Below are 19,580 nucleotides of genomic sequence, written 5' to 3'. Positions count from 1 at the left end.
AATGACGCACATTACGCAGGGGCGCCCCCGCCGGGAAGCGAATTGTTTTGACATCAGCTATCAGGAGAATTCATGCCGTGAGCCAGTCGCTGGACATCGACCTCTTGCGCAGCTTCGTGGCCATCGCCGAGACCGGCGTGCTGGGCCAGGCGGCCCTGCGCGTGGGGCGCACGCAGTCGGCGCTCAGCATGCAGATGCAAAGGCTCGAAGGCATCGTCGAGCAACCGCTCTTGCACCGCACCGGGCGGGGCGTCACGCTCACCGCGACCGGCGAGCGGCTCCTCGTGCGCGCGGGCGAACTGCTGCGCAAGCACGACGAAGCGCTGGCCGAGCTGCGCGGCGAGCACCTGTCCGGCGTGCTGCGCTTCAGCTGCCCCGACGACTATGCGGTCGTCTTCCTGCCCTACCTGCTGCAGAGTTTTGCGAGCCTGCATCCACGCGTGCAGCTGGAAGTGATGTGCGCACCGACACCGCGGCTGCACGAGCTCCTGGCCCGGCACGCGGTCGACCTGGCGCTGGTGTCGGTGGCCGCCGATGCGGCCGGCGACGTGATCCGCCACGAGCCACTCGTGTGGGTGGCGCACCGCGACGGCGCCGCCGCGTCGCTGGACCCGCTGCCGCTGGCGCTGGGCGCACCGGATGCGCTGGACCACCGGCTGCCCAGGCAGGCGCTGGAAGCCGCGGGCCGCGCCTACCGGCTCGCCTACGCCAGCAGCAGCCTCTCGGGCCTGGTCGGCATGGCGCGCTCGGGCCAGGCCGTCATCGTGCTCACGCGCACGGCCGTTCCCGACGATCTGCAGATCCTCACGCCCGAGCAGGGGTTTCCCGACCTGCCGAGCGTCGGGGTCACGCTGGCGTTCGACCGCGAGGCGCCGACGGCGTTGACGGCGGCATTCGCGGCGCATGTCAGGAAGTTTCTTCCTGCGGCCTGAACTGCGTTGCCGGAGATCGGGCTGCCGCCTCGGGAAGCCTCAACCCATCTCGACGCTTCAGCTTCTTCTCTACAACCGCATCAAGGTGTTCGAGGGCAGCGTCTCGTCCAGCAGCTTGCGCGCCGTCTCGATGCCCGCCACCGGCAGCAGCTTCGCATCGAGCAGGCCCACCTGCACCAGCACGCTGGCCTGGTCCCAGTAGATGTGCTCGTGATAGAGCTTGTCGCCGCGGAACTTGATGACCGCGAGCAGCGGAATCTCCACGCGCTTGCCGGTCGGTGCCACGCCCGGGAGCATCCATGGGATTTCGGTGGTGTGCGTGAAGCAGAACAGCATCTCGTCGACCACCTGCGAGGCGCCCACGGTGCGCGAGATCGGCACCAGCGAGGTGTCGGGCGGGTTGCTGTTGACGAAGTGGTTCGTATAGAAGGCGTGCAGCGCCTTGTAGCCCACGCCGCCGGTCATGGTCGGGATGTGGTTCACATACGGCTCGGCGACCATGGTGCCCATGGTGTCGTCGACGTTGCGCGTGCCGAACTCGTACTCGCAGTGCTTGTCCCAGAGCGCCGAGAGGTCGTAGTTCGGGCCGATCGCACCCTTGAGCGCCGCGATGCTGCGCTCGTGCGCCATCAACGCCGAGGGCTTGTGGAAGTGCTCGCCACCGTTGCGTGCGAAGGCATGGTCCATGCCGGGGTACACGTACAGCGAAACGCCGGGCCGGCCCGACAGCGTCTGCACGATGCGGTCGCGCGCCTCGGGCGGGCAGAACTTGTCGAGCTCGGCGATGTGCAGCGTGAGCGGGCGCTTGATGTGCTCGGCCTCATCGAGCGCGGCGTCGATGCCCACGCCGTAGTAGCCGACGGCCACGTCCGCATCGGTGCGGCACGCAGCCAGGTAGGCGAGCTTGCCGCCGAGGCAGAAGCCGAGCACGCCAACTTTTTTCTGCTGCACTTCGGGCCGCTGGCGCAATGCGGTGATCGCGGCCTGCATGTCTTCCATGCCCTTGGCCTCGTCGAAGCCGCCATAGAGCGCGAAGGCGCGCTGCCAGTCTTCCGGCGAATAGCCGAGTTCGACATCGGGCTCCTGGCGCCAGAAGAGGTCGGGCACCAGCACGACGTAGCCTTCTTCCGCGTAGTAGTCGGCCACCTCGCGCATGGTGTGGTTGATGCCGAAGATTTCCTGCGCGATCACCAGGCCCGGGCCGCTGCCGGCCTTGGGCAGTGCGAGGTAGCCGTTGAAACTGCCGCTGCCGTCGGTGGCCTGGATGCGGATTTTTTGCTGCATGTGAACTGCTCCGTGGATGAGGTGGGGTGGTGCTGCGGGCGGCGTGCTCACTGCATGCATTCGGGGTGTCGCGTCGTCACCTGGTAGTAGCCCGAATGAAAGACCAGCGGCTCGCCGTCCAAGCGATCGTAGCGCTCGACCTCGCCGATGAAGATGAGATGGTCGCCGCCGTCGTACTGCTTCACGTTGCGGCAGACGAAGCGGGCGATGGCGCCGTCCAGCAGCGGCACGCCGGCCGTGCCTTCGCAGCAGCCGACGCTGGCGAACTTGTCCGCCTGCGGCGTGGAGAACTGCCGCGACAGGTGATGCTGGTTCGCCGCGAGCACATTGATCGCGAAGTGGCTGGCGCCGGTGAAATCGTCCACGCTCGGCGCCTGCCGCGCCAGGCTCCACAGCACCAGCGGCGGATCGAGCGAGACCGAGGAGAACGAGTTGGCGGTCATGCCCACGCGGCGGCCGTCGATGGCACGGGTGGTGATGACGGTCACGCCGGTGCTGAACTGGCCGAGCGCCTTGCGGAAGTCGCGCCGGTCGAAGCGGTCCACGACTGCCTCGCGCGCCCGGGCTTCGAGAAAGCGATCGGCCTCGGCGGCATCGAACCACCACGGCGCGAAGATGCGCGGATCGTCGAAGCCGTTGACGATGGTGCTCGCCACCGCGGGCATGTGGGTCGCGCTTTGCAGCAGCTTTTGCAGGTGCGGCTTCGGCGGCGCGAGCAGGCTGTTCGTCCAGTCGGTGGCCCAGCGTGCATAGCCCTCCCAGTAGCGGTCGAAGGTCTCCTGCATCCATGCGGCATCGAACGGCGCGTCGCCACGCTCGAGGATGCGCTTCAAGTAGATGTCTGCGCACTTGGCCGCGTTGTTGGCGCCCTGCCCGGTGATCGGGTCGTTGAGCACCAGCGCATCGGCCAGGCCCAGCACCTTGCGGCCCGAGGGCAGCGTCGCCACGGGCTTGCGCACCGTCGGCGTGAAGCGGCCCGCGAGGATGCCGTGGTCGTCGGTCAGTTCGATGTGGGTGCAGCGCTCGGCCTCCCACGGCAGGAAGGTTTCGAGAATCTGCTTGCTGCGCGCGAGATGTTCCCCGGGCGTCTTCACGTCGGCCCAGCAGTCCATCGGGCCGCCGGGCACGCCTTCGAACACCATGATCTCGCACGGCCCTGTCGTCGTCAGCGCGGGGAACACGAAGTACTCGCCCACGCCGGGAATCAGGTTGAAGCACACGCGCGCATACGGCTCGGCCGGCTTCATGCCTTTCACGTAGGTGAGCGCCAGCGCGCGCTGCGGCTGGTCGCAAGGGGAGCGCGCGTCGTCGCGCTCGAAGAGTTTCGAGATCTCGCCCTTGCCGCTCGCCACGACCACGAGGTCGTGCGTCTGCGCGCAGGTTTCCAGGTCGTCGAGCCCCACGTCCTGCAGCACCAGCCGGCCGCCACGATCTTCGAACCCGGCCATCCACGCGGGGATCTTGAGGCGCTGGTCGACCGACTGCGCCGGCCCATCGAGTCGCGCGCACCATTCGATGGCCTTGCCGCCCTCGGGGTTGCGCACCGCGATGCCGATGCCGTCGATCGCGGGGCATTCGTCCGCCCACCAGTCCAGTTCCAACTCGCGCTCGGTCTGCAGCGCGGTCTCGAACATGCATTGGCTGGACATCACCGGTCCTTCGAGAATCTCCCGCGCCGAACGGTTCGAGAAAACCGTCACCTCATGCCCCGCACGCTGCAGGCCGAGCGCCAGCTGCATGCCGGACTGCCCGGCGCCGACGATGGCCACGCGTCGCTTCATGCGTTCGCTCCGGGTTATGCGACAGCCGCGCAGGTGGCGATGTAGCGCTCCGATTCCGCGGCGTCCGCGAACCACGGGAAGAAGGTGCGCGGATCGTCGAAGCCGTTGGCAAACGCGCTCGCCAGCGGCGGCACCGCGCCGGCACTGCCGAGCAGGTTGAGCACATGGGGCGGTGGCGGCGCGAGCAGCATGTTGGTCCACTGCGTGACCCATTGCGCATAGCCGAACCAGTAGCGGTCGAAGGTCTGCTGCATCCAGGCCGCATCGGCCGCGCCGTCGCCGCGCGCGAGGATGCTCTTGAGGTACGTGTCGGCGCACTTGGCCGCGTTGTTGGAGCCCTGCCCCGTGATCGGGTCGTTGAGCACCACCACGTCGGCCAGGCCCAGCACCTTGCGCCCGGAAGGCAGCGTTGCCACGGGCTTGCGCACCGTCGGCGCGAAGCGGCCTGCCAGGATGCCGTTGTCGTCGGTGAGTTCGATGTCCTTGCAGCGCTCGGCCTCCCACGGTGTGAAGGTATCGAGGATCCACTTGCTGCGCGCGAGGTGTTCCTCGGGCGTCTTCACGTCGGCCCAGCAATCCATCGGACCGCCGGGCACGCCTTCGAACACCATGATCTCGCAGGGCCCTGTGGTCGTCAGCGCGGGGAACACGAAGTACTCGCCCACGCCGGGAATGAGGTTGAAGCACACCGCCGAGAACGGCGCGCGCGGCGCCATGCCCTTCACGTAGGTCAGCGCCAATGCACGCTGCGGCTTGTCGTAGGGCGACTTGTGCGCATCGCGCTCGAAGAGCCTGGAGATCTCGCCCTTGCCGCTCGCGAGCAGCGTGAGGTCGTGGCTCTGCGTGCAGGCCTCCAGCTCGTCGATGCCCGCGTCCTTGAAGACGAGCTCGCCGCCTTTCTTCTGGAATTCATCCATCCACGCCGGGATCTTCACGCGCTGGTCGACCGACTGCGCGCTCGCGTTCAGGCGCGCGGCCCAGTCGATGGCCTTGGCGCCCTTCTGCTCAGGGTGCGGCACGGCCAGGCCGATGCCGTCCACCGTGGGGCAGATGCTCGCCCAGTGGTCCAGGCCCAGGTCGCGCTCGATCTGCAGCGAGGTGTCGAACATGCACTGGCTCGACATCACCTTGCCGCGGCGGATGTCCTCGCCCGTGCGGTTGCTGAACATCGTGACCTCGTAGCCTGCAGCGAGCAGGCCCAGCCCCAATTGCAGGCCCGACTGGCCCGCGCCGACGATGGCAATTCGCTTCATTTCATCTGCTCCTTCTTGCTCCGCTAAGAGCTCTGTTCAATCCATCAACAGGGGAATGGCTGGCACGGCCTGCTCGGGGCCCATGGCGGAATAGCCGCCGTCCACCGCGTAGTCGGCACCGGTCACGAAGCTCGCGTGGTCCGAGCACAGGAACAGCACCACCTGCGCCACCTCGTCCGGATCGCCGACGCGCCCGAGCAGGTGAAAGGGCGCGGCCACGCGATCGGTCTTGGCGCGGTCGCCGCCGCTCAGGCGCTCCATCACGGCCGACCAGGTCCAGCCCGGCGAGACGCTGTTCACCCGGATGTTGTCCTGTGCGAGATCCATCGCCATGTTGCGCGTGAGCTGCGCCATCGCGGCCTTGCTCACCGGATAGAGCCAGCGCCCCGTCTGCGCCACGCGCGAGGAAATGCTCGTGAAATTGACCACCGCCCCGCCCCCGGCGGCCACCATGTGCGGATGCGCGGCCTGAAGCATCGCCACCGCGCTCGCCACGTTCACGTTGAACGAGGTGAGCCAGTCGGCGCGCGGCGACTTGAAGCCGTCGTCCACATACGAGCACGCGAGGTTGACCAGAAAGTGCACCCCGCCGTGCTGCGCCGCCGCCTCGGCCACGCAGGCCTGCACCTGCGCGTCGTCGGTGATGTCGGTGCGCACGAAGCGCACGCCGGCGCCCAGCGAATCGGCCAGCGCCTGGCCGTTGTCGGCATCGATGTCGGCGACCACGACCTTCACGCCGGCCGCATGCAGCGCGCGCACCAGCCCCACGCCTATCAATGTGGCGCCGCCGGTGACGATGGCGCTCTTGCCTGCGAGTCCCTTGAACATGACGCTTGCTCTCCTCGGTGGGTCGATCGGCTGATCGGTCGATGGATCGATCAGGCAGGCCTGGCTGGCCTGTGGAGCGAACGTTACGAGGGGGTGGGCCGCTGGAGCGTCCCGCAAACGCAGGCGATGTCCCTGGCGCGCAGGTTTTTGCCGAGGGGTGGCCCGAATTGTGGGTGGGGATGGTTTTTGCTAGGGTGCCTTCGCCCCATGGAAACCGTCACGACCCCCACGTTGCCTCTGCCGCTGCAGCGCTATCGGCTGTTCGAGAGCCACGACATGGACGAGGCACGCGAAAGCGTGGCCCGCGTGTTCTGCCCGCACGGGCTGGTCATGCTGCGGCCGCGCACCGAACTGGATGCCTGCCACCACAGCGCGCGGCTGCACCGGGACGTAAGCCTCAACTACGTGCAGTACGGGCCCGGCGTACAGATCGACCCCGGCTACCTGCAGGACTTTTTCCTGCTGCAGATTCCGCTGCGCGGCGGCGCCGAGATCCGCTGCGGCGCGCAGCAGGTGGACGCCACGCCCCGCCTCGCTTCGCTGCCCTCGCCCACCGAACCGCTCTCGATGCGCTGGGCCGACGACAGCCCGCACCTGATCGTGCAGCTGTCCCGCCCGGCATTGCTCTCGCGGCTCGAATCATTGCTTCAGGCGCCCGTCGGGCAGGCACTGGTGTTCGACCTCGGCGTGCCGCTGGACAACCCGGCACTGGCGCCGCTGGTGCATTTCATCGACTACCTGCGGCTCACGCTCGACGCGGGAAATGCGCTGCAGGCTGGCAGCGCGTTGGCTGAGCATGCGGAGGCGTATCTGATGTCCAGCCTGTTGATGTCGGCGGGGCATAACCACTCGCGGACTCTTGCCGGGGACGCCCAACGCCGCTTGCTGCCGCGCGTGGTGCGCCGGGCACAGGAGTACATGGCGGCGCATGCCGAGGAACCGCTGTCGCTGGCCGATGTGTGCCGGGAGGTCGGGTGCAGTGCGCGTGCGCTGCAGTTGGCGTTTCGCCAGCACGCGGGGCAAGGGCCGATGGAGTTTCTGCGGGAGACGCGACTCGACCGGGTGCGGGCCGAGTTGCAGGCGTCGGCTGGTGTTGGTGGGAGCGGCGTGCGTGAGGTGGCGCAGAAATATGGCTTTCTTCACCTGGGGCACTTTGCGGCGCAATACCGGGCGCGGTTTGGGGAGCGGCCGTCCGAGACGCGGGGATTGCGCCCCCTTTGATCTCCGCCGGGCCGAGGCACGTCGGCTCCCCGATGTCTCCCGCGCGGCGGCAAGGGCTCAGGCACCACGCTCTCGCTTTCGATGCCGCTCTTCACCTTCGGCGATATTCATGGGGAGTCTTTCCCGTCCAGCGCAAAAAGGCATGCCTGAAGTTCGCCGCGTCGCTGTAGCCGAGGCGGCTGGAGATCTCCTCGGTGCTCATGCGGGTCTTGCGCAGATATTCGATTGCCAATCCCCGACGCACGTCTGCAAGCAGATCCCGATAGCTCGTGCTTTCAGCCTCGAGCTTGCGGCGCAAGGTGCGCGGGTGCATGGCAAGCTCCCTGGCAATCGAATCGATATTCGGAAAACGCCATGGCAACTGTTCGATCAGGACGCGGCGCACCGTGGATGCAACGCCGTCGGACTGCACGAGGTCTCGCAGGAACTGCTGGCACATCTCGCGCGTGATGGCATGGGTGACCGAGTCGGGTAGCCGGGGGATGCGGTGGATCGCCGCGATGTCCAGCTGAAGCTCGTTGACGGGCTGGTCGAACTGCACCGGGCAATGCAGCACCTCCCGGTAGGCATCCGCGTGCGCAGGCATCGGATAGGCCACGCGTATCGCCGAGTAGCCATACAGCTCGCCGTACACATCGCGCGATACCGTCAGGTGCGCCGCGAAAGTGAACTCGATGGAAAAACGATAGAGCGCATCGGCCGGATCCGGCGTGAGGAGCACCTCGAAGCTGTAGGTCTCCGTGACGCCGTCCTGGGTGTAGCCGATATCTGTGACCGGCCCCATGGCGCGGCTGTTCTTGACGGTGAAGTCGATGGCGTCGGCACGCGTCGGGCTGCTGAGCAGCGCGTAGCCGTAGATGCCGAAGGCGGTGACGTGCATGCGCGTGCCGGCACGCAGTGCAATGGCCGGGTCGGGCGCCAGCCGCAGCGCGTTGCGAAACACCGTGGCTATCTGGCGGTACGAGACACGCGTCTCCTGCAGATGGAGCGCCTGCTCGTCCAGGCCGCTGCCAGCCAGCGCCTCCGATGCCGCGATGCCGTCTTCGGACAGCACACCGACCACGGCGATGATCCGCTGGGGCGTGTATACGCGGGACTCCAGGTCGGGCGGCTGGCAATGCACCATGGGATGTTTTCCTTCTGCAGACGACGTGCAATGAACCGGCGCCTTTCGCTTCGGGCGCCCCGGCACTTGTGCAGCGACAGCGGCCGGCCGCAGCGCGGACACGCCGAACGATCTTGCAGGTGTTCGCCACGGTAGTGGCCAACCCCTGGGCTGCCTATGCGGACTGTCCCTAAATCACCGCCAGACGGCCCCAACGAACCTGTTCCCATCGCCGCGGTTGCGAAACGATCGGGAACGGGAACCTCAAGCGTAGCGCTCTCCTGTCGCAACGGCGTGGAGGCGCCGCGCCCGGTTGTGTCCCGTCGCTGGAGTTGATGGGCGCCCCGGCGCCGATCGCCTGCGACTGGTGCCTTGACCGAAGGGAGGAGATTTTTCCTCCCGGCTTTTGTATGACAAGAAGATCACAAGGAGACAAATCGATGAGCAAGCCATGCGCACACTTCATCCGCCGGGGCCTGTGGGCCGCGGCATTTTTCCTGGCCGGCGCGACGCAGGCACAGACTTACCCGGTCAGGACGATCACGCTGGTCGTGCCCTATCCAGCCGGTGGCGGGACCGACACGGTGGCGCGCATCGTGGCCGAGAAGATGCGCCCGGCGCTCGGCCAGAACATCGTCATCGACAACAGGGGCGGCGCCAGCGGCATCGTGGGCACCGACATGGTGGCGAAGGCAGCACCCGATGGCCATACGCTGGTGGTGTCGCTTTCGACGTCGCTGCTGATCAACAAGTTTCTGTTCAAGAAACTGCCGTACGACCCCCAGAAGGACCTGATGATGGTGTCGCAGATCGCGTTGGCGCCCATCATGCTGGTCGTGAACGAGAAAGTACCGGTCAGGAATGTCGCCGAGCTGAAGACGTACCTTGCCGCCAACAAGGGCAAGCTCTCGTACGGCTCGTGGGGCATCGGATCGTCGGCCCATCTGACCGGCGCGCACCTGAGCAAGGTCCTCGATGCGGACATGACCCATGTGCCCTACAAGGGCGGAGCGCCGCTGATCCAGGACCTGGTTGGCGGGCAGATCCCGCTCTCGTTCGTGGGCATCGCGGAGGCCAAGCCGTTCATCGATGCCGGCAAGTTGCGGCCGATCGGCATCACTGGCGAAACGCGGGTGAATTTCTTTCCGAACGTGCCGACATTGGCCGAACAGGGGCTGCAGGACGATGTGTTCCGGATCGTCGGCTGGATCGGTCTCGCGGCGCCTGCGGCGACGCCGAAGGCCATACAGCAACGTATCGCCGACGAGGTGCGCGCGGCGGTGAGATTGCCCGACGTCAGGGCCAGGTTCGAATCCTTCGGCATGGATCCCGTGGCGCGCGGTCCGGAGGAGTTCGCGGCCGCCTACAGGAAGGATATGCCGGTGTGGCAGCAAGTGGTCAAGGCCAGCGGCGCGACACTCGATTGATCGCGCCACATGGATAGGTTGCGCGTGCCGCGATCGAGGGCATGCGCGACGGGAAGCCTGGGCTGCATGCCGGTGCGGAAATGCCTCGCACAGCAGTTCGGCCTCCCCTTGCCGGCGAGAGGCGCCGCTGGATGCGAGCGACTGCCGCGGTGAAGGCAAGCGCCGCATCGAAGCGCGGCCCTTGGCCGCTTTCTTCCTCCTTGTTCCTTCCCCGTTCCTCGCCATTTCCCGTTGAAGCATCCCTTCTCCCAAGGTACTTCATGCGCCTGCGGTGTGACAGCCGATGGCCCGGAGTGTAGGCAGGCCTTACTTCGCTGCGAAGGTGCGAATGGGTCATTTCGATGTGCTTTCGGGCCACGGCGAATCGACCCGGCTTTCGCATGCGCTGCCAGTCCTGAACTCACCGAAAAGCGGTCTGTCCGCACCTTTTCTTGCCAGGACGCACGCGCAAAGATCGGCAGCAATCAAGCACCTCTTCACGACCGCGTAAATCCAAGGATCGACCCACCTCATGCACGCCTCTGTTCAAGAAGCGATGGAACGCGATTTCTGCAGCGTCGCCGACCTGATTCGCCTCCATGCGCAACACACGCCCGACACCGCCGCGCTGGCGAACGCGCAGCAGACGATGAGCTACCGCGCACTCGACGCGCTGATGGACCGCGTCGCGGCCGGCCTGCAACGCGACGGCCTGGAGGCGGGCGATGCGATCGCCATCTGCGCGTCGTCGTCACTGGACTACGCGGCGGTATTCCTGGGTGCACTGCGCGCGGGCGTGGTGGTCGCGCCGCTGGCCCCCGGCGCCACGCCGGCAAGCCTGTCGCGCATGGTCGGGGATGCCGATGCACGCATCCTCTTCACCGATGCGTCGACTGCCGAGGTGGCCGGTCCCGCCAAGGACGGGGGGATTGCGCGTGTCGCGCTCGATGGGTCTTCGATCTGCTGCAGCCTCGCGCACTGGCTTGCACCGGAAGGTGTGCGGCCCAGGCCCGTGGAAATACGGCCCTCCTGGCCCTTCAACATCATCTATTCCTCCGGCACCACCGGCGAACCCAAGGGCGTCGTGCAGGGCCACGGCATGCGCTGGGCCCACGTGAAGCGCGGTGCCAGGTACGAGTTCGACTCCGACGCCGTCACGCTGCTGTCGACCCCGCTCTATTCGAACACCACGCTGGTGGTGTTTTTCCAGGCGGTCGCGTTCGGAGGCTGCGCGGTGCTGATGCCCAGGTTCGACGTGGAAGGCTACCTGCAGCTGGCCGGGCGGCGCCACGTGACGCACACCATGCTCGTGCCGGTGCAGTACCAGCGCCTGATGGCGAACCCGCGCTTCAGCGCGCATGACCTCTCCTCGTTTCGTTTCAAGTTCAGCACCAGCGCCCCCTTCGACGCCGAGCTCAAGGCCGACGTGCTCAGGCGCTGGCCGGGAGGGCTGGTCGAGTACTACGGCATGACCGAGGGCGGCGGGACCTGCATCCTGGAGGCCCACCTGCACCCGGCCAAGCTGCACACGGTCGGCCAGCCCGCGCCGGGCAGCGACATCCGGCTGATCGACGAGGAAGGCAACGAGCTGCCGCGCAACGGCGGGGAGACGGCCGGCGAGGTCGTGGGCCGTTCGGCGGGCATGATGACCGGCTACCACCGCCAGCCCGAGAAGACGCGCGAAGCCGAGTGGTTCGATGCCGCGGGCCAGCGCTTCATCCGCACCGGCGATATCGGTCGCTTCGATGCCGACGGCTTCCTGATCCTGGTGGACCGCAGGAAGGACATGATCATCAGCGGCGGCTTCAACATCTACCCGAGCGATCTGGAGACCGTGCTGCGCGGCCACGCGGCGGTGGTGGACGTGGCGGTGGTCGGCGTGCCGTCCCCGCAATGGGGCGAGACGCCGGAGGCCTTCGTGGTGCGCCGCGCGGACGACACCACCACGGAGGATGCGCTGCTGCAATGGACCAACGGCCAGTTGGGAAAGACGCAGCGCCTGTCACGCCTGCACTTCATCGACGAACTCCCGCGCAGCGCCATCGGCAAGGTTCTCAAGCGCGAGCTGCGGGCTTCGGAGAAAACGCCGAGACGGGATACCCGATCTGCCGTCGGCTCGGTGCAGGCGTGAAATGATGAAGAACGACACGCATCGAATGGACGATGAGGCGCACGGCCGTCCTGGCAATGCGGCAGTGCTCGGTATCGAATACTTTTTCTCCCGGCACCGCTGCATGCTGGGCGACCTCGGCTATGGCAGCACGGGGTTCGAACGACCTCAGGAACTCGCGGCGGCACTGCGCCATGGCAGTCGATTCGACCTGCTCATGCTCACATTCGACGGGGATTGGCGCCATGTGGTCGGAGAGATGCGTGCGCTGGCGGCGTTTTTCCCGCGCGATGTCGCCACCCTGCTGGTTCTGCACCCCCATCAGATCTCTGCGGCACCGAGCATCCTCATGACCGGTCGAAGCGACTTCGTGATGTCGTCGATCGGCGATGTCGAATTGACCGCCCGGCTGGAGATCCTGTGCCGGCGTTCGCCCCGGATCGCCATGGCCGCGAGCGGATGCAGGATGCCGCCCGTGCAGAAGGCTCGCAACGAACCTCGACAGGCAGCGCACGACCTCGGCCCGATGCTTTCGTTGGAAATCCGCTGATGTCGCCGTCACCGCATGTCATTCGTCTTGAAGGCAAGAACATCACCGTGAAGAAGCAGATGTCGATGGGTCGGACTGGACATCTCCTTGCGCTGCCCGACCAGGCCTGACGCCTCGGACCGCCCGATTGCCGCCGCCCTTGCTGCGACCCAGGTTCAGGTTCGGGTTCAGCCATGAGGCGTCTTCTGATCGCGAACCGTGGCGCCATCGCCGCACGGATCCTGCGCGCGGCGAAAGCACTTGGCATGGAATCGATCGCCGTGTATTCCGATGCGGACCGCGATCTCCCCTACCTTGCGCAGGCGGATCATCGAATGGCCCTCAAAGGCTGCGACGTCCTGGCAACCTACCTCAACCAGAACGCGATCCTGGACATTGCCCGGCTCACCGGCGCCCACGCGATCCACCCGGGCTGCGGAGCCCTTGCCGAGAACGCGGTTTTCGCGCGGCGCGTCGAGGCGGCCGGCATGCGCTTCATAGGGCCGTCGTCCCGATGGATCGATGCGCTTCATGGAACGCAGGCCCGCGCGCTCGTGGCCGGTCATGGAATGCCGATGGGCCCGAGTTCGTCGCTTCTGGGAAGCGACCTGGGTGCGGTCCGCGTGGCCGCCGAGCGCATCGGCTATCCGGTGCTCGTCAAGGCAGCGGGCGGCAACGGCATCGACATACTGCCGATCCGCAGCCGCGAAGACGTGCAGCGCACCTGGAGACAGGCCGGCTCGATCGCTGCCCGCAGTTTCGGCCACCGCGAGCTCTATCTTGAAAAACTCCTGGTCAGGCCGCGCCACATCGAACTCCAGTATCTTGCCGATCGCCATGGCGGCGTGCGCTTTCTCTACGAGCGGGACTGCTCGGTCCAGCGCCGCCACCAGAAGATCATCGAGGAGGCCCGCGCGCCGCGGCTGGACGCAGCCGAGCTTGCTCACACAGGCAGCAAGATCACCGGCCTGCTGTCGACCATGGGCTACGACGGCATCGGCACCGTCGAGATGCGCTACACGCCCGAGTCGGGGTTCGTGTTCCTGCAGCTCAACACGGGTCTTCAGATCCAGCATGCCGTGACCGAGGAAGTCACGGGCATCGACATCGTGCAGGCTCAGATCCGCCTGGCATGCGGCGAGCGGATCGACACCGTTGCGCCGCTGCCCATCGCGTCTGAAGGCCATTCGATCGAGGCGCGCGTGTATGCAGAAGACCCCCTGCGCTTCCTGCCATCGACCGGGTTCCTGAACGTGTTTGCGCCACCGCACCTTGTGCCCGGAATCCGGGTGGAAACCGGGTATGCGCAAGGGTGCACCGTATCGAGGCACTACGACACGATGCTGGCCACGGTGACCGCGAGCGCGCCCACGCGAGAAGCTGCGATCGCCAGCTTGCAAGGTGCGCTGGCGGCCTTCGAGATACGCGGCGTCGAGACCAATCTGTCTTTCGTCGACGCAGTGCTCGGCGACCCCGCGTTCAAGGCGGGACACATCGACACCTCGCTGGGCATCGACCTCGCGGCGACACGTCTCTCGGGTGCGAAGCTTCTGTAGGCGGTCTCCGGGGCGAGGGTCTCGCCGCTCCACGTCGCGACGGAAGCCTTGCAGCACATTGTCCAATCGGCCTTGGAAGCCGTCGCAGACTTGTTTCAAGACGCCCTCCTCCCGACCACGTTGCAGCCTCTGCTCTTGGTGCGCTGCTCGTCCAGTCATGGACAAAAGAAAACCCGCCGAAGCGGGTTGAAGTTGCCGTTGCGCGCGTATTGCTGCGTCAGGGCGTGCAGACCAGCGACACGAACCCCATCGTCGAGCCGGCAACCAGGTCCTGAGTACCGGTCATCTGCATGTAGATGATGTCGCCGGTAGCCGCGACGTTGGATGCATTGAAGGTGCAACTGGTGCCGCCCTGGGCCACCGTGCAAGCCAGTGCCGTAGGCGAGGTGACGGCGTACGACGGCGCCGATTTCTTGACCAACTGGAACGTGTAGTTGCCGGGTGCTCCACCCGTGAAGCCAACATTCAGCTTGCCCTGGTTGCAATCGCTGGGAAGCAGCACGCCGAAGCCTTCGAAGTTGCTTGAGCCGGCCGCAGTCAGGCCCACGCCGCTCGGATTGAGGCGGTAGACGGTGTTGGCGGTCGCCGCGGTGGCGGAGTAGTTGGCGTTGTAGCCTCCGGCGCCGTTGGCACCTGTCGCCCCGGTGGGCCCCGTCGCGCCGGTCGGACCGGTTGCCCCCGTCGGACCCGTTGCGCCCGTGGCACCGGTCGCACCAGTGCCGCCCGTAGCGCCTGTTGCTCCGGTGGAACCCGTGGGACCGGCCGCGCCCGTCGCTCCGGTGAGACCCGTGGCGCCTGTCACCCCTGTTGCTCCCGTCGAACCTGTCGGGCCCTGAACGCCCGTGGCGCCGGTCACTCCTGTCGCCCCGGTCGAACCCGTCGGGCCCTGGACGCCTGTGGCGCCGGTCACACCTGTTGCTCCGGTCGAACCTGTCGGACCTTGGGCTCCCGTGGCACCGGTCACCCCCGTTGCTCCGGTCGTACCCGTCGGGCCTTGAACGCCCGTGGCACCAGTCGCCCCCGTCGCCCCGGTCGAACCCGTCGGGCCCTGAGTACCCGTCGCTCCGGTTGCCCCTGTCGCACCCGTTGCACCCGTCGAACCGGTCGGGCCTGTGGCGCCGGTCGGCCCGATCAGCGGCACGCCGGGCAGCGGCCACGCGCCGGCCGTCTTGGGACCGAACAGGATGCTGGTGGTGGTGTTCAGGTAGAAATCGCCCTCCGAACCCACGGCGGCCAGCGGGTCGGTGGTGCCGTAGCGAACCATGGCGCCCGCCGGGCCCGCAGGACCCGCCGCGCCGTCCGCGCCGCGCAAGTTCACGCCCGCCGGCCACGCGCCGCCGGCTTTGGGACCGAACAGCGAGACGGTCGTGTAGTTCAGATAGAAATCTCCATCCGACCCGATGTCCGCGGTCGGATCACCGGCGCCTGCGAGGACCGAGCTTTTCGGATTGCTGGTGGTGGGAGCCCCGCCGGTGTTGGTCGGCGTCGTCGCCAATGGCAAAAAGGGGAACGACGGTCCGTCGTTCCCCCCTCCGCCGCACCCGGCAAGACCCAGACAAAGGGCCGCAGCTGCAGCGCTGACGGCTGCATGGGAAGGTAATTTCATCGCTCTTCTCCTGGTGGTTGGGAGCGCCGATTGTTACCAACGATTACTTAATCCAAGTATTACAAATCCGTCAGAAAGGAGTTTTTACAACGCTCGAGGCGGCTCGCAGCGCCGGGCCTCATCCAACGCATTCGCCATGAGCGATCGGGAACCAGGCGGCGACGGGGTTCGGACTTGCAGATCCCGCCCGCCGGGGGCCTTCAAAGCCCGTAGAACGTCCGGTTGGCCTCGATGCGCGCCTGCTCGGAGAGCGGGAACTTCCGTTCGTCCAGCAGGCGCTTCACCGCCGCCCCGCCCTGCTCGCGCGCGTTTGCGAAATACGCGCTCACGGCCAGTTCGTCGAGCGCGCGCCACGTGTACACGGCACTATCCACGAACAGCGAATCCGCCGGAAGGGAAATGGCCGCCGCCTGCTGCGCATAGAGATGCGCCAGCGCGAACTCGTCGCGCAAACGGTGATAGCGCGCCAGCGCGCACAACGGCTCCGCCCGCGTAGGGCGCATCTGGTAGGCCGCGAGGTAGGCATCGCGCACCGCCGCGGGCGCCGCGCCGAGGCGCTCGTCGACGACCGCCACCTGGAACACGGAGAACCAGACCTCCTCCTCCCAGCCGCCCATGGTGGCCCGCTGCGCGTAGCGCTCGCGGCTTTCCTCCAGCCGCCCCGCGTCGCGGTAGCTCTGCGCAAGGTAGAAGCAGTAGCGCGTGTTGCCGGGCTCGTCGCGCAGTGCGCGTTCCAGCACCTCGATGTCACGCAGGTACGTGTCGGCGCTACGCGCACGCGCACCGTCGTGCGACACCTGGATGGACGGCGCCGGCAGGCTGTCCCACGCGTGCGGATGGTCGCAGGTGAGGTACTCGTGCAGCACGCCTTCCCAGCGCCAAGGCAGGCGCGTGGCCACGATGCTGTTGCGAAAGTAGCGCCAGTCGTTGATCTCGCAACGCAGTTGGTAGCCATCGGCCGGCAGCGCGGGCCAGGCGAAGCCTTCGGGCACCGCGAGCGTCTCGTCGGCATCGATGAAGAGGATGTGGTCGCCATGCGCGCGCGCCAGGTCCAGTGCCTGGTTGCGGTTGAACGCGAAATCGCGCCATGGCCGCTCGTGCAGCTCGCCGGGCACGTCTTTCAGGAATTCGCGGATGCGCTCCTGCGTGCCGTCGGTCGAGCCGGTGTCGACGATCACCCAGTGGTCGATCCACGGTCGCACCGAAGCCAGGCATCGCTCGATCACGGGCGATTCGTTCTTGACGATCATGTTCAGGCAGATGCGCGGCATGGCGTGGCGGTCTCAGGGCTGGTCGATGGGGATGGCAGCGCCGCACTATATATAGCCAGCCGCGCCTGCGCTGTGAAAGAGCGCGAAGTCGCGCCTCGCGGAACAGCAGATCGGGCAGCTTGCGGCACCACCGCGCTGACATCGACCTCCACGAGGTAACCCGCTCGCAGCCCGGCCCTCCAGTTGCCCCCAATCGTTCAGGGTGCAGCCGGCAATCACCACGATCGTTCGCACTAGAGGCGCTTTGCCTCCCGAATGCTGCGCAGAAACGAACGGGTCCGGTCCCGCTGCGACTCGGCAAAGATCTGTTCCGGAGGCCCCTCCCCACAGACGACCCCATCGCACAAGAGACACACCTTCGACGAAACTGCGCTTCGCGTGCGCCAGCTTCCCCATGAGCAACTCGCGCGCACACGCAGGGCCACGAGCATCTGCAGCCAGCCGATGCCCGATGCGCCCTGCGCGAAGCCGACCAGCTTGTGCAGCGAGGCCCCAGGCCTCGAACGCATTTCGGCCTCGATCACCAACACGCCATTGCGTCTGCACACCAGAGCTGCCGTGACGGCCACGACCAGATGTTCACTGCGCCAGCAAACGCATGCTCGAAAGGGCATTTCGTCCCTGTTCCTGACCCATCACGCGATGGCAGGCACAGGCGTATTGAGCAACTGCTGCTCCCATAGGAAAGCGATGCCGCTGCCTCCCGCATGTTGCGTGATCACCTTCGTCAACTCGGCGGCGCTCTCGGTCCGGGCCCAGTCTCGCTGCCATTCGGAGGCGACTGCGAGCCAGGTCAGCATGTTCGCGCCCGCCGCGATCATCCGCTGGATCGCGACCTCATGAGCCTCGACGGAAACGCCGCCGGATGCATCGGTGACGACGGTGACGTCCCAACCCTCGCCCAGAGCCTGGATCGTCGGCATCGCGACGCACACCTCGGTCCACAGGCCAGCGATGATCAGTTGCTTGCGGCCCGTTGCCTTGACGGCGTCTACCGTCTTCTTGTCTTGCCAGGTGTTGATGAACGTACGGTCGATGACCTCCTGCCCGGGGAACACGTCGGTGATCTGAGGAAAAAGGAGCCCGCCCCGTTCCGCAATCACGCTGGTCAGGATGGTGGGAACGCCGAAGGCCTTGGCCGCCTTGGCCAGTCCCACGGTGTTGTTGATGACCATCTGCGGCTCGTGACTGTTCAAGTTGGCAAGTTGGTAGGGCTGGTGGTCGATGAGAACGAGGACCGAATCTTCGGGACGAAGAAGCGAAGAGAGGCCGTTGCGGAGCGTCATTGGTGGTTCCTGTGTTGCCGCTGTAAGCGGGATGGGTTGCTGGCGGCGATACGCCCTTGGCGATGCCTCCTGCAAGCAGTATTGCGTTCCTGATCCCGGTGCGGTAGTACCATTTCCTGGCGAGCTGTGTCGCGATTCAAGGAACGCCAGATTGGACATCGAAGACCTGCGTACATTCGTCGAGGTTGCGCATGCGGGGGGTATTTCGCCTGCTGCAGTTCGGCTCGGCATCTCCAAGTCGATGGTGAGCCGACGGCTGATCCGGCTGGAAGAGGAACTTGGTGTCCAGCTTCTTGCGCGTTCCACGCGCGGGGCCGCTCTCACGGAAGCGGGCGCCACGTTCCGGGACCATGCAGCCAGGATCTGCGCCGAGATCGATGTGGCAAAGGAAACGATCCTGCCTACGGGCGACCTGCGCGGGCGCCTGAGAATCGCTGTGCCCGTGACCTTCGGGCCCACGCACTTCGCTCCCATGCTCGCGGAGCTGGCGCGCCGCCACCCTCAGTTGCAGATCCAGACGTGCTACAGCGATCGCTTCGTGGATCTCATCGCGGAAGGGTATGACTGTGCAATACGGGTCGGCTATCTTGAGGATTCAAACCTGGTCGCAAGGCGCGTCGGCCCCATCCACGGCAAGCTCGTCGCGAGTCCGGGTTATGTTGCCGCGCACGGGTCGCCCGAAACACCGGAGGAGCTTGGTGGCCATGAAGCCTTGATGCAGGGGACCGAGGCCTGGCAGTTGATGGATGGCGACCGGATCGTGACTGTTCGGCCGCAGGGGCGCTTCAAGGCCGACAACGGTTTGGCGTTGCTTGCCGCCGCGGTGGCAGGACTCGGGATCGCCTATCTGCCCGATTGGCTCACGCATGAATACGTGGCCGCGGGAGCACTCGTGCAGGTCATGAAGCGCTATCCGCCGCCGCCGGCAGGCGCCTATGTCATCCGTCCTCCCGGCCAGCACCCCGCGAGAAAGATACGCGTCCTGATCGAGCTCCTGATCGAGTTCTGCAATAAGCCGCCGGATGGCGGGGCCGTCTCTGCCTGAGGATGCAATGACGGCGTTCCTCGGTGAACACGAGGGGGAAGCCTGTGCCCTAGTTGTCGCTCGTAATTTTCGAGCGCCTTGCGCACGACTTCATGGAAATCACTGGACGGGCGATACGTAGCCCTCTCGTAATGACCGGTGTCTTGCGTCGAGTTGACGGGGTCCGCGCTCGAAACTTCTGAGCCGTCGTATCCGTAAGGATGAAGAACTACGTCAAGAAGGTTTATATGAAGGACAGAACTGCATGCGCTTGCGATGGCTCTGCGTTCAGATGCGTTACCGGCGGGGGCTGGGTGAGCTTGTGCAAAGCAGGCTAAAGCAGCCCAGTTGAGCGCAACAAAAAAGGGGGATAAAACACCTGTACCCC

15 protein-coding genes and 1 pseudogene are annotated in these 19,580 nt (G+C 66.3%); 7 read left to right on the top strand and 9 right to left on the bottom strand.

Annotated elements, in window-relative coordinates:
* The first annotated feature begins 77 nt into the window (after nt 1–77).
* A complete protein-coding gene (locus BM133_RS22815; protein ID WP_093438767.1) occupies nt 78–932 on the top strand; it encodes a LysR family transcriptional regulator in 855 nt (284 codons plus the stop codon).
* Between the two features lie 69 nt (nt 933–1,001).
* Here BM133_RS22815 and BM133_RS22810 read toward each other — a convergent pair whose 3' ends face one another.
* The 5 genes and pseudogenes from BM133_RS22810 to BM133_RS22795 form a co-directional block, all read right to left on the bottom strand.
* On the bottom strand, nt 1,002–2,216 hold the full coding sequence (locus BM133_RS22810; protein ID WP_093438765.1) for a dienelactone hydrolase family protein: 1,215 nt from the start codon (nt 2,214–2,216) through the stop codon (nt 1,002–1,004).
* Nucleotides 2,217–2,263: 47 nt separating this feature from the next.
* Nucleotides 2,264–2,761 carry a flavin reductase family protein gene (locus BM133_RS35560; RefSeq protein ID WP_256219334.1) on the bottom strand — a complete coding sequence of 166 codons (498 nt, stop codon included), beginning with the start codon at nt 2,759–2,761 and terminating at the stop codon, nt 2,264–2,266.
* Between the two features lie 3 nt (nt 2,762–2,764).
* Nucleotides 2,765–3,997, bottom strand: a pseudogene (locus BM133_RS35775) (styrene monooxygenase/indole monooxygenase family protein); the annotation flags it as partial.
* A gap of 14 nt (nt 3,998–4,011) precedes the next feature.
* Nucleotides 4,012–5,250, bottom strand: coding sequence for a styrene monooxygenase/indole monooxygenase family protein (locus BM133_RS22800; RefSeq protein ID WP_093438760.1), 1,239 nt, complete (start codon nt 5,248–5,250; stop codon nt 4,012–4,014).
* A gap of 36 nt (nt 5,251–5,286) precedes the next feature.
* Entirely contained in the window at nt 5,287–6,078 is a 792-nt protein-coding gene (locus BM133_RS22795) for an SDR family oxidoreductase (protein ID WP_093438757.1), read from the bottom strand.
* 207 nt (nt 6,079–6,285) lie between these two features.
* Between BM133_RS22795 and BM133_RS22790 the strand changes: the two genes are divergently transcribed.
* Entirely contained in the window at nt 6,286–7,299 is a 1,014-nt protein-coding gene (locus BM133_RS22790; protein WP_093438755.1) for an AraC family transcriptional regulator, read from the top strand.
* A 91-nt stretch (nt 7,300–7,390) separates the two neighbouring features.
* Here the strand turns inward: BM133_RS22790 and BM133_RS22785 are convergent, their stop codons facing one another.
* On the bottom strand, nt 7,391–8,425 hold the full coding sequence (locus BM133_RS22785; protein WP_218158398.1) for an AraC family transcriptional regulator: 1,035 nt from the start codon (nt 8,423–8,425) through the stop codon (nt 7,391–7,393).
* 314 nt (nt 8,426–8,739) lie between these two features.
* Between BM133_RS22785 and BM133_RS22780 the strand changes: the two genes are divergently transcribed.
* The 4 genes from BM133_RS22780 to BM133_RS22765 all read left to right on the top strand — a co-directional run bounded on the left by BM133_RS22780 (nt 8,740) and on the right by BM133_RS22765 (nt 14,005).
* Nucleotides 8,740–9,831: a Bug family tripartite tricarboxylate transporter substrate binding protein gene (locus tag BM133_RS22780; protein WP_256219315.1), complete on the top strand. Its 1,092-nt coding sequence runs from the start codon at nt 8,740–8,742 to the stop codon at nt 9,829–9,831.
* A 535-nt stretch (nt 9,832–10,366) separates the two neighbouring features.
* The gene (locus tag BM133_RS22775; protein WP_093438750.1) at nt 10,367–11,941 is read left to right on the top strand and encodes a class I adenylate-forming enzyme family protein; all 1,575 of its coding nucleotides are present in this window, start codon (nt 10,367–10,369) and stop codon (nt 11,939–11,941) included.
* A gap of 4 nt (nt 11,942–11,945) precedes the next feature.
* On the top strand, nt 11,946–12,470 hold the full coding sequence (locus BM133_RS22770) for a hypothetical protein (protein ID WP_143100184.1): 525 nt from the start codon (nt 11,946–11,948) through the stop codon (nt 12,468–12,470).
* Between the two features lie 173 nt (nt 12,471–12,643).
* Nucleotides 12,644–14,005 (top strand): ATP-binding protein, encoded by a 1,362-nt coding sequence (locus BM133_RS22765; protein WP_093438744.1) that lies wholly within the window; start codon nt 12,644–12,646, stop codon nt 14,003–14,005.
* Nucleotides 14,006–14,222: 217 nt separating this feature from the next.
* On the opposite strand, the gene BM133_RS35710 is transcribed toward BM133_RS22765, so the two are convergent.
* The 3 genes from BM133_RS35710 to BM133_RS22745 all read right to left on the bottom strand — a co-directional run bounded on the left by BM133_RS35710 (nt 14,223) and on the right by BM133_RS22745 (nt 18,168).
* Complete coding sequence (locus BM133_RS35710) at nt 14,223–15,611, bottom strand: collagen-like domain-containing protein (RefSeq protein WP_093438741.1); 1,389 nt, start codon at nt 15,609–15,611, stop codon at nt 14,223–14,225.
* A 200-nt stretch (nt 15,612–15,811) separates the two neighbouring features.
* Complete coding sequence (locus tag BM133_RS22755; RefSeq protein ID WP_093438739.1) at nt 15,812–16,882, bottom strand: tetratricopeptide repeat-containing glycosyltransferase; 1,071 nt, start codon at nt 16,880–16,882, stop codon at nt 15,812–15,814.
* Between the two features lie 635 nt (nt 16,883–17,517).
* Nucleotides 17,518–18,168, bottom strand: coding sequence for a hydrolase (locus BM133_RS22745; RefSeq protein WP_093438736.1), 651 nt, complete (start codon nt 18,166–18,168; stop codon nt 17,518–17,520).
* A gap of 151 nt (nt 18,169–18,319) precedes the next feature.
* Between BM133_RS22745 and BM133_RS22740 the strand changes: the two genes are divergently transcribed.
* A complete protein-coding gene (locus tag BM133_RS22740; protein ID WP_177224910.1) occupies nt 18,320–19,213 on the top strand; it encodes a LysR family transcriptional regulator in 894 nt (297 codons plus the stop codon).
* Nucleotides 19,214–19,580 lie beyond the last annotated feature (367 nt).

The sequence above is a fragment of the Variovorax sp. 770b2 genome (genome assembly GCF_900115685.1).
Lineage (GTDB): Bacteria > Pseudomonadota > Gammaproteobacteria > Burkholderiales > Burkholderiaceae_C > Variovorax.
The sequence above is the reverse complement of the archived record's forward strand: the minus strand, read 5'-3'. Positions and strand labels throughout refer to the sequence as shown.

Coding starts and splice junctions, on each gene's coding strand:
- BM133_RS22745 (WP_093438736.1), bottom strand. CDS start 18,168: ATGACGCTCCGCAACGGCCTCTCTTCGCTTCTTCGTCCCGAAGATTCG.
- BM133_RS22800 (WP_093438760.1), bottom strand. CDS start 5,250: ATGAAGCGAATTGCCATCGTCGGCGCGGGCCAGTCGGGCCTGCAATTG.
- BM133_RS22795 (WP_093438757.1), bottom strand. CDS start 6,078: ATGTTCAAGGGACTCGCAGGCAAGAGCGCCATCGTCACCGGCGGCGCC.
- BM133_RS22755 (WP_093438739.1), bottom strand. CDS start 16,882: ATGCCGCGCATCTGCCTGAACATGATCGTCAAGAACGAATCGCCCGTG.
- BM133_RS22780 (WP_256219315.1), top strand. CDS start 8,740: ATGGGCGCCCCGGCGCCGATCGCCTGCGACTGGTGCCTTGACCGAAGG.
- BM133_RS22765 (WP_093438744.1), top strand. CDS start 12,644: ATGAGGCGTCTTCTGATCGCGAACCGTGGCGCCATCGCCGCACGGATC.
- BM133_RS22790 (WP_093438755.1), top strand. CDS start 6,286: ATGGAAACCGTCACGACCCCCACGTTGCCTCTGCCGCTGCAGCGCTAT.
- BM133_RS35710 (WP_093438741.1), bottom strand. CDS start 15,611: ATGAAATTACCTTCCCATGCAGCCGTCAGCGCTGCAGCTGCGGCCCTT.
- BM133_RS22770 (WP_143100184.1), top strand. CDS start 11,946: ATGAAGAACGACACGCATCGAATGGACGATGAGGCGCACGGCCGTCCT.
- BM133_RS22775 (WP_093438750.1), top strand. CDS start 10,367: ATGGAACGCGATTTCTGCAGCGTCGCCGACCTGATTCGCCTCCATGCG.
- BM133_RS22785 (WP_218158398.1), bottom strand. CDS start 8,425: ATGGTGCATTGCCAGCCGCCCGACCTGGAGTCCCGCGTATACACGCCC.
- BM133_RS22810 (WP_093438765.1), bottom strand. CDS start 2,216: ATGCAGCAAAAAATCCGCATCCAGGCCACCGACGGCAGCGGCAGTTTC.